9 protein-coding genes are annotated in these 8,536 nt (G+C 55.0%); 7 read left to right on the forward strand and 2 right to left on the reverse strand.

Features of this window, described 5'->3' with window-relative positions; genetic code table 11:
- The 5 genes from V6D20_15355 to V6D20_15375 form a co-directional block, all read left to right on the forward strand.
- On the forward strand, window positions 1-218 hold a 218-nt coding region (locus V6D20_15355), incomplete at its 5' end, for a hypothetical protein (protein ID HEY9817157.1).
- A 96-nt stretch (window positions 219-314) separates the two neighbouring features.
- Complete coding sequence (gene murD, locus V6D20_15360; GenBank protein ID HEY9817158.1) at window positions 315-1,664, forward strand: UDP-N-acetylmuramoyl-L-alanine--D-glutamate ligase; 1,350 nt, start codon at window positions 315-317, stop codon at window positions 1,662-1,664.
- Window positions 1,665-1,844: 180 nt separating this feature from the next.
- Window positions 1,845-3,521 carry a chaperonin GroEL gene (groL, locus tag V6D20_15365; protein ID HEY9817159.1) on the forward strand — a complete coding sequence of 559 codons (1,677 nt, stop codon included), beginning with the start codon at window positions 1,845-1,847 and terminating at the stop codon, window positions 3,519-3,521.
- 182 nt (window positions 3,522-3,703) lie between these two features.
- Complete coding sequence (gene def, locus V6D20_15370) at window positions 3,704-4,270, forward strand: peptide deformylase (protein HEY9817160.1); 567 nt, start codon at window positions 3,704-3,706, stop codon at window positions 4,268-4,270.
- Window positions 4,271-4,328: 58 nt separating this feature from the next.
- Window positions 4,329-4,526: a hypothetical protein gene (locus V6D20_15375; protein HEY9817161.1), complete on the forward strand. Its 198-nt coding sequence runs from the start codon at window positions 4,329-4,331 to the stop codon at window positions 4,524-4,526.
- Between the two features lie 13 nt (window positions 4,527-4,539).
- Here the strand turns inward: V6D20_15375 and chrA are convergent, their stop codons facing one another.
- Window positions 4,540-5,769, reverse strand: a complete 1,230-nt coding sequence (gene chrA, locus V6D20_15380; GenBank protein ID HEY9817162.1) for a chromate efflux transporter — start codon at window positions 5,767-5,769, stop codon at window positions 4,540-4,542.
- A gap of 209 nt (window positions 5,770-5,978) precedes the next feature.
- Complete coding sequence (locus V6D20_15385) at window positions 5,979-6,122, reverse strand: hypothetical protein (GenBank protein ID HEY9817163.1); 144 nt, start codon at window positions 6,120-6,122, stop codon at window positions 5,979-5,981.
- A gap of 223 nt (window positions 6,123-6,345) precedes the next feature.
- Here V6D20_15385 and V6D20_15390 point away from each other — a divergent pair, with 223 nt between their 5' ends.
- Together V6D20_15390 and V6D20_15395 are read left to right on the forward strand one after the other, a co-directional pair.
- The gene (locus V6D20_15390; GenBank protein ID HEY9817164.1) at window positions 6,346-6,891 is read left to right on the forward strand and encodes a hypothetical protein; all 546 of its coding nucleotides are present in this window, start codon (window positions 6,346-6,348) and stop codon (window positions 6,889-6,891) included.
- Between the two features lie 315 nt (window positions 6,892-7,206).
- Window positions 7,207-8,536: IS66 family transposase (locus tag V6D20_15395; GenBank protein ID HEY9817165.1), on the forward strand; the 1,330-nt coding region annotated here is incomplete at its 3' end.

Below are 8,536 nucleotides of genomic sequence, written 5' to 3' on the forward strand. Positions count from 1 at the left end.
TTGCGGAACTGTTGGGGCGATCGCTCTTGGGGCGGCGCTATGGAGCAGATTACTACTGGCCCTGGCACGTCTGTCGTTACTACAGGCTGGGCATTCAGCAGGGGCTGAGGGTACGCAAGAAAATTGATGCTTATCTGGATCCAGAGCTGATGATGGATCGCAGCCTGAGCTCTCTGCGGCAGGAGTACGGCATTCGCAATGCTGGAGCCTGGGACTAAGCAGCGCCATCCTACCCGTCGGGACAAAATCTCGGTACAATGCTGAGACTGAAAATTTTGCCGCCCATGCGGTGAACTGCCCCAAGGAAAGGGTCTATGCCGAATGCAGATGTGATTGGCCTGGGAAAATCAGGACTGGCGGCGGCGCGCTTGCTGGCTCGCCAAGGCTGGACGGTGACGCTCAGCGATGCGAAAACCTCGGATGTACTAGAACAAATGCGATCGCTCCTCGCGGCAGAGGGGATCACGGTGCGCCTCAATCACCGTTTGGATCCGAGTCAATCCCAGAGCGATCGCATTGTCGTGAGTCCCGGTGTTCCTTGGGATCTGCCGGTGCTCCAGCAGGCCAGGGATATGGGGATTGAAACCATGGGGGAGATGGAGCTAGCTTGGCGATCGCTCTCCGAACGTCCTTGGGTGGGCATCACGGGCACCAATGGTAAAACTACCACCACGGCGCTGGTCGCGGCGATTTTTCAAGCGGCGGGGTTCCATGCTCCAGCCTGCGGCAACATTGGCTATGCGGCCTGTGAGCTTGCTTTGGGGGAGAAACCGCCGGACTGGGTGATTGCGGAGGTGAGCAGCTATCAGATCGAATCTTCCCAAACCCTCGCGCCCCGCATCGGCGTATGGACAACCTTCACCCCCGATCACCTCAGCCGCCACCATACGTTGGCCAACTACGACGCCATTAAAGCCAAGCTGCTGCACCAGTCCCACCACCAGGTGCTCAACGGAGATGATCCTTATCTGCAGCGCACCGGGGGCGATCGCTTTCCGTCGGCTTGTTGGACGAGTGTGCAGGGCAAGGCGCACCTAGTGGCCCATCCCGAACGGGGGGTATACCTAGACGACGGCTGGGTGATGGCTGGGGGGCAGCCCATCGTCCAGGCTAGGGATCTGCGCATGGTGGGATCCCATAATCTGCAGAATTTGCTGATGGCGGTGGCGGTGGCCTGGCTGGCGGAGATTGACCGGGAAGCGATCGCCCATGCCATCCAAACCTTTCCCGGCGTACCCCATCGCTTGGAGCATATTGCGACCTGGCAGGGCATTGACTTTATCAATGACAGCAAAGCCACCAACTATGACGCAGCGGAGGTGGGTTTAGCGGCGGTACCAGCTCCGGTGGTGTTGATTGCCGGTGGGGAGGCTAAGGCGGGGGAGGATGGTGCTTGGCTCCAGCGTATTCAGGACAAAGCCAGTGCGGTGTTGCTGATTGGTGATGCGGCTCCAGCCTTTGCCGATCGCCTGAAGCAGGTGGGCTATGGTGCCTATGAGGTGGTGGAGACGATGGAGGCAGCGATCGCCCGTGCCAAGATCCTCGCTCCCCAAGGTGCGGCAAAAACCGTGCTGCTCTCCCCCGCCTGCGCCAGTTTTGACCAATATCCTAACTTTGAAGCCCGAGGCGATCACTTCCGCCAGCTCTGCCAGACCCACCTGTAGGCAAGCACCCAGGTTTCCGACCGGTTCGAACTACCAGGCTGGAACAATCGGGTGTGAACGATTGGAGATCTGATGGATCGGATTCATCCCGTAGTTCGGCTTTCCCTCCACCCTAGCTATTAGCACTCGCGACTCTAGAGTGCTAAATTCTACAGTGGAGAGCTACGAAAGAAATCACGTATGGTTAAGCTGGTTAAATTTAATGAAGCATCTCGTCAAGCCCTGGAACGAGGCGTAAATGCCTTGGCTGACGCAGTGCGGATTACCCTAGGGCCCAAGGGTCGCAATGTTGTATTAGAAAAGCAGTACGGCGCACCCCAGATTGTCAATGATGGGATTACCATCGCGAAGGAAATTGAACTGGAGGACCCCTACGAAAATACCGGCGCTCGGCTGATTCGTGAGGTGGCCTCTAAAACCAAAGACTTGGCAGGAGACGGCACCACGACGGCGACGGTTCTAGCCCAAGCGATGATTCGAGAAGGTCTGCGTAATGTGGCAGCGGGCAGCAATCCTGTCAGCCTGCGCCGGGGTATTGAGAAAACGGTCAACCACCTAGTGGCAGAAATTAGCAAAATCGCTAAACCCGTGGAAGGGAATGCGATCGCTCAAGTGGCTACAGTGTCGTCGGGAAGCGATGAAGAAATTGGTCGCATGATCGCTGACGCCATGGATAAAGTGGGTCGCGATGGTGTAATTACCGTCGAAGAATCGAAATCTCTGGCCACGGAGATGGAAGTGGTGGAAGGGATGCAAATCGATCGCGGTTATATCTCCCCCTACTTCGTCACTGACCAAGAGCGGATGATCTGCGACATGGAAAATGTCCGCATCTTGATCACCGATAAGAAGATCAGCTCGATCCAAGACCTCGTCCCCATCCTGGAACGCATTGCCCGCGAAGGCAATCCTTTCTTGATCATTGCGGAAGATGTGGATGGAGAAGCGCTGGCGACCTTGGTGGTCAACCGTCTACGCGGTGTGCTCAACGGTGCCGCCATCAAAGCACCCGGCTTTGGCGAACGCCGGAAGGCCATGCTCCAAGATATCGCTATCCTCACCGGCGGTCAGATGATCTCCGAGGAGATTGGTCTGAGCCTTGATATGGCATCGATGGAAATGCTGGGCGTGGCCCGCAAGGTGACCATCACCAAGGACACCACCACCATCGTGTCCGATGCAGGTAATGCCTCGGATATTGAAAAGCGGGTGGGCCAACTGCGCAAGGAAATGGAGTTGACCGACTCCGACTATGACAAGGAAAAGCTACAGGAACGTTTGGCGAAGCTCGCTGGCGGTGTAGCTGTGATCAAGGTGGGTGCGGCGACTGAAACCGAACTCAAGGATCGGAAGCTGCGCATTGAAGATGCGTTGAATGCGACCAAGGCTGCAGTAGAAGAAGGCATTGTTCCCGGTGGCGGCATTGTCTTGATTCACCTAGCTCAGCAACTTGGTTCCTTCAAGGCAACCCTCTCGGAGGAAGAGCAGCTCGGTGCAGATATCGTTTGCCGTGCCCTAGAAGCTCCCCTGCGTCAGATTGCCGACAATGCAGGTGTAGAAGGCTCGGTGGTGGTTGAAAAGGCCAAGGAAACCGAGTTCAACGTGGGCTACAACGCCCTCACCGGTGTGTTTGAAGACCTCATCCAGGCAGGGATTGTGGATCCGGCGAAGGTGGTGCGCTCTGCTCTGCAGGATGCGGCTTCTATCGCGGGTATGGTGATCACCACGGAAGTGTTGATTGTTGAAAAACCTGAACCGGCTGCAGCAGCTCCCGATGGCGGCATGGGCGGCATGGGTGGCATGGGCGGCATGGGTGGTATGGGTATGGGCGGCATGGGCGGCATGGGCATGATGTAGTCCATCGCGGTCGAGTGACCCAGCAAGCGGAGGTGCGATCGCATCTCCGCTTTGCGGTATCTACAATCTGACAAGGCTTGACTACAATGGAAGTAGAGCTCGATCAAAATGGCTAAGCCCTCCCTAGGGGTATTCCATTGCCCTGACTCCTCTGTCCATGCTATTGAAATTTCTCTAGGTCTATGACATCTCAAATACTAGTTGAAAAAACAAAATTAGAAACGCCACCTTTGACCTTGCACTATCTGGGCGATCGCGTTCTGCGGCAGCCAGCCAAGCGGATTGCTAAGGTGGATGACGCTGTACGGCAACTGATCAAAGACATGTTGCAGACCATGTACAGCGAAGATGGCATTGGTCTAGCGGCTCCTCAAGTGGGTGTGCATAAGCAGTTGATTGTGGTGGATTGCGATCCAGAAAATCCGGCGTCGCCTCCCCTAGTGCTCATCAACCCCGTTATTAAGTCTTCATCTCCTGAAACCTGTTCCTACGAGGAAGGCTGTCTGAGTATTCCCGGTGTGTACCTAGGGGTGACGCGCCCGGAGGCGATCGAGGTGTCCTATAAAGATGAGAATGGTCGTCCTCAGCGGTTAAAAGCCAAAGGGCTGCTGTCCCGCGCGATTCAACATGAAATCGATCACCTCAACGGTGTCATGTTTGTAGATCGGGTAGACAACGGTATTGCTTTGACCCAAGCTCTGGATAAGCAGGGTTTCTCGGTTCAAGCGGTTCAAGCGATCTCGGCGTAGTTCCTGATGTTGGGCTAAGACCTGAGTTGTAGTTGGTGATATAAGGACACTATCTGTTGTGACTCCAAAAAGTGGTGCGTTTTTAGCGGTATCCTGTGTGGCGGCGATCGCTGCAGTGGGTTCCGTGTTTGAGTTATCGTCGGGTACTCCCCAACTAGGGGCTGCGCCTACCTCAATCATCCTAGCCCTGAGTATTCCTTTGACCGTCATCATGTTCCTGGCAGCGGTGCGCGACGCCAAGGCAAACCAAAGCTAGGGTACGACCTAGCTTAGGCTCCAATCACGGAGCCGATGACCAACCCTACGACTGCCCCTGCTGGTACGAGCTGCCATGCGGGGGTTTTGAAGCGCAATAGGGCCACCAAGGCAGCGATGGCGATCGCAATGGTGATCCCGGACAGCAGCAGAGTGTCTTGGGTAAAGGCTGTTTGGGCTAAGGGCACCGATGCGGCGGCTACGGCCCCAATCACAGCGCTGGTCACCCCTCGCAGAAAGGCCCGCACCCAGGGACTGCGACGGATGCGAGACAGGATAGGCGAAGCCAGCATAATGAAGGCGAAGGATGGCGTAAAGATAGCGATCGTTGCAATTAAGGCTCCCACAACCCCCGCGACTTTATAGCCCACAAAGGCTGCGGTGATGACGACTGGGCCGGGCGTCAACTGACCGAGGGCAACACCGTTGATAAATTCGGTACGGGTGAGCCAATGGAGTTGATCCACTACCTCGGCTTCTAAGAGCGGAATGATCACGAGGCCGCCGCCAAAGATAAAACTGCCCACCTGGAGGAAAAAGCTGGCTAGCGGTAGGGCATAGTCCTGCAGACGTTCTAATCCCCAGAAACTAGATAGGGCTAAGACTTCCCCTGGAACGCCTACGGTTGCCAGGGTCAACGACATCGTGGGCAAGAGCGGCAGCAGCCAGGCCGGGTTGACGGGAGGGTTGGGGGGAGCGCTCATTCTCGGGCCATAGATCACCAATCCCAAGATGCCAGCGATGATGAACGTCAGCAGCACATTGATGGACAGTGCCAGCATAACCACGATGGTTGCGATCGCGATCGCCCCTCCTATCCAGTCCCGTAGGGTACGTTTGGCCAACTTCCAGCAAAAGCCGACGATGATGGCTACGACAACCGGAGAGATGCCTAAAAACAGATACTCTAGCTGGGGCAAGCTTTGAAACCGAAAGTACATCCAAGACAAAAACACCAGAATTAGAAAGGCTGGGGTGATGAAGCATAGTCCGGCAATCAAGGCACCGAGCTGTCCGGCACGGACATAGCCGATGTAAATGCCCAGTTGGGTAGAAGCTGGCCCCGGCAGCATTTCACAAATCGCTAACCCCTCAGAGAATTGCTCCGTCGTCAACCACTGTCGCTGCACCACCACTTCATCAAGCTGCATGGCGATGTGGGCTTGGGGGCCGCCAAACCCGGCTGCGCCCAGACGCAGAAAGAGTTGAGCCAGGTCTCGGAGGCGATCGCGTTTCGTGTTCATGAGGTTTGTCGATGGGAAGATGGGGAATGCCGAGGTGATCATACCAGGGGTAGTTGTCCATGGCGGATCGTTAGCAATACAGTTGACTAAGAACTGGAATAGATGAAATAGCGCGTTTTCATCTGGGGATGTTGCTGGTGGACTCGCAATCTTTTGTCATCTAAATATCAACACATGATTTTGATTTAGCGTTGCTCTTGATCATGACCCTAAAAGCCAGGATTGCCATGGGATGGGGCGATCGCGCCGATAGTTGATGGAGATCGCAGCGGATCCTGTCTGGAATCATCGTGAACCTTGTTGTAGATCACACTCAAGGCACCCTGAATCCCAGACAATGAAAATAGATTCATGTGGTAGCAATTGTAACGGTTAGCTTACAAATTACGGTTATATACCGAATGCGGATGCTAGCAGCAAGCGCGATCGCCCCATGAAGCTAAGAGATTCAGGACTCTACACCCTCGTAGGAACCATCCAGTTCTCGCATTCTCGCTTCCTTGATTGCCCTCTCCATTCTGAGGCTGTCTCCGAAGCTCCCAGGTTGATAGGTTTAGGCTCTGAGGAGGATCCACCATGCATTCATCCACCCGTTCCATGCAAGTACCCGTTCCATTCCGCCGCATTCAAACTGCTCTACTGACAGCCGCTGTTAGTATCGGGCTTGGAAGTGTGCTGATAGGTCTTGCATCAAGTTCAAGCCATGCATCCGACCTGGTTCCATCCCAAGCCTTGGCGCAGGCGGGTGAGACGATTGTAGATGATGGCATTTATTTGTATGGACAGTCTGCAGAACCAGAGCAAGTAGGAGCTGCCTACATGGTCTTTGAGTCGCGCAGCGATCGCGTGGTGGGTGCTTTTTACATGCCCCATTCGTCCTTTGACTGTTTTTATGGCAGCGTAGAACCGGATCAGCTTGCCTTGATGGTTGTGGATAGCTACGAGCAAGATGCAGCCTATCCCTTTGATGTGGCGTTACAGGGTAACAGCGATGTTGCCAGCAGTGTCGGTGGGGCGATCGCTCCCATCACCCTAGAAGGCTTTCAACCGATCGCCACCCTCAGCGAGAATGACTATCGTATCTTAGAGGTCTGCCAATCCCAATATGGGGATCAAATTTAAGCTGGCTAGAACTGGAGCTTGGAGACTACAAGATACAAGAGCTTGTTGTCGAAAACAAGGCGGGGCATAAGTTATGTCCCGCCTTGCCCATAGCAGGGTGCTACATAGGAGTATGACTCCGCAAAATTTTGTATGGAGTTTCAGGGCTTCTAGCTAGAGATTCATAGCCTGATTCAGCACTCAACAGACTCCAGGGTTTTGACCTGCTCCATGATTGCATTGGCGTCACCGCCATAGCAGATTAGTGCTTTAGACGTAATTGCTCAACTGGGTTGACGTGAGTCGTTTTTCCCGAGAGGATGGTAAGCTTTTGCCATGAAAGACCTGCCGCCCCTGGACATGCTGAGTGATGAGGAAAAGAATGCCCTCATCACGTTGTTGTGGGAAGAACAGCAACGCTTGCGGGCCGAGGTCGAGAAACTTCAGCAGAAACGAGTCAAGAAGACCTCTAGCAATTCAGGACTGCCCCCGTCAAAAGGGTTCAAGCCGAATCAACTCAGTCAAGCTCAAAGGTCGCTAGGGCGAGAAGGCAGCATAGGACGAGCAGGAGGGGGACGGGAACTGAGTGCTCAGCCCGACCAGGTCGTGGTTGCCCAGGCGAAGCAGTGCCCGCAGTGTGGGGAAAAGGTATCGCTATCGAGTCAGCAACTGCGCAGTATTTACGAGCGTATTGAGTTGCCGCTAGTTAAACCGCATGTGACACGGGTAGAGCGGTACGGTGGACAGTGTCCCTGTTGCCAGCAGCGCTATGAAGCACCGGTACCGGTTGGCTTAGAGCCAGGTTCTCCTTTTGGCACCAGCATTGCGGGTGTGGTGAGCTATCTGCGCTATAGCCATGCGATAGGCTATGAGCGCTTAAGCCGAGTAATGGCAGACCTCTATGGGGTAAGGATATCGGAGGGAGCGATTGCGAACGTGCTGCAGCGGGTGCATCAGCAGTTAGCGGCTCCTGTAGGGCAGATCGTGGAGCGTCTACGCAGCGCTCGTTTGGTGTGCAGCGATGAAACCAGTGCGCGGGTGGATGGAACAACGCAGTGGGAGTGGGTGTTCCAGAACGACCAGGTGTGCCTGCACGTGATTCGCCCCAGTCGCGGCAAGGCAGTGATTGAAGCGGTGATGGGCGACCATCGTCCCCAGGTGTGGGTGTCGGACTTGTTCAGTGCTCAGAAGGCGAATCCGGCTGAGCAATGGCAAGTATGTTTAGCGCATCAACTGCGCGATTGTCAGTATGCCATCGATGCTGGCGACCAGCTTTTTGCCCCGCGCATGAAACGCTTGTTTCTCAAAGCGATTGCCCTGCAACGACGACGACACCGCTTAGCTCCCTCAACGGTCGAGCAATACAAGTCTCGATTGCGGGGGACGTTGCGAGAGGTTTTGAATCTGGAGCCGACTCAACCCGATGCTCAACGATTACTCAAACGGTATCGTTCGATTCGTCCTCATCTGTGGCTGTTTCTGGATGATGAGACGGTACCGCCGACGAACAATTCCAGTGAACAGGCGTTGCGCTGGAGTGTCGTCTTTCGCAAGGTCACCCACGGCTTTCGCTCCCATTGGGGAGCGGAGTTATTTGCTCAGATGCGCTCTTTGATCAATACGGCCAAGCGTCAGGGCATGTCTGCCTTGGATGCCATTTTGCGTG

This window comes from Candidatus Obscuribacterales bacterium (assembly GCA_036703605.1).
Taxonomy (GTDB): domain Bacteria; phylum Cyanobacteriota; class Cyanobacteriia; order RECH01; family RECH01; genus RECH01.

Bases quoted from the DNA above. Each gene is read 5' to 3' on its own strand.
- V6D20_15385 (HEY9817163.1), bottom strand. From the start codon at position 6,122: ATGAATCTATTTTCATTGTCTGGGATTCAGGGTGCCTTGAGTGTGATC.
- chrA (HEY9817162.1), bottom strand. From the start codon at position 5,769: ATGAACACGAAACGCGATCGCCTCCGAGACCTGGCTCAACTCTTTCTG.
- def (HEY9817160.1), top strand. From the start codon at position 3,704: ATGACATCTCAAATACTAGTTGAAAAAACAAAATTAGAAACGCCACCT.
- groL (HEY9817159.1), top strand. From the start codon at position 1,845: ATGGTTAAGCTGGTTAAATTTAATGAAGCATCTCGTCAAGCCCTGGAA.
- murD (HEY9817158.1), top strand. From the start codon at position 315: ATGCCGAATGCAGATGTGATTGGCCTGGGAAAATCAGGACTGGCGGCG.
- V6D20_15390 (HEY9817164.1), top strand. From the start codon at position 6,346: ATGCATTCATCCACCCGTTCCATGCAAGTACCCGTTCCATTCCGCCGC.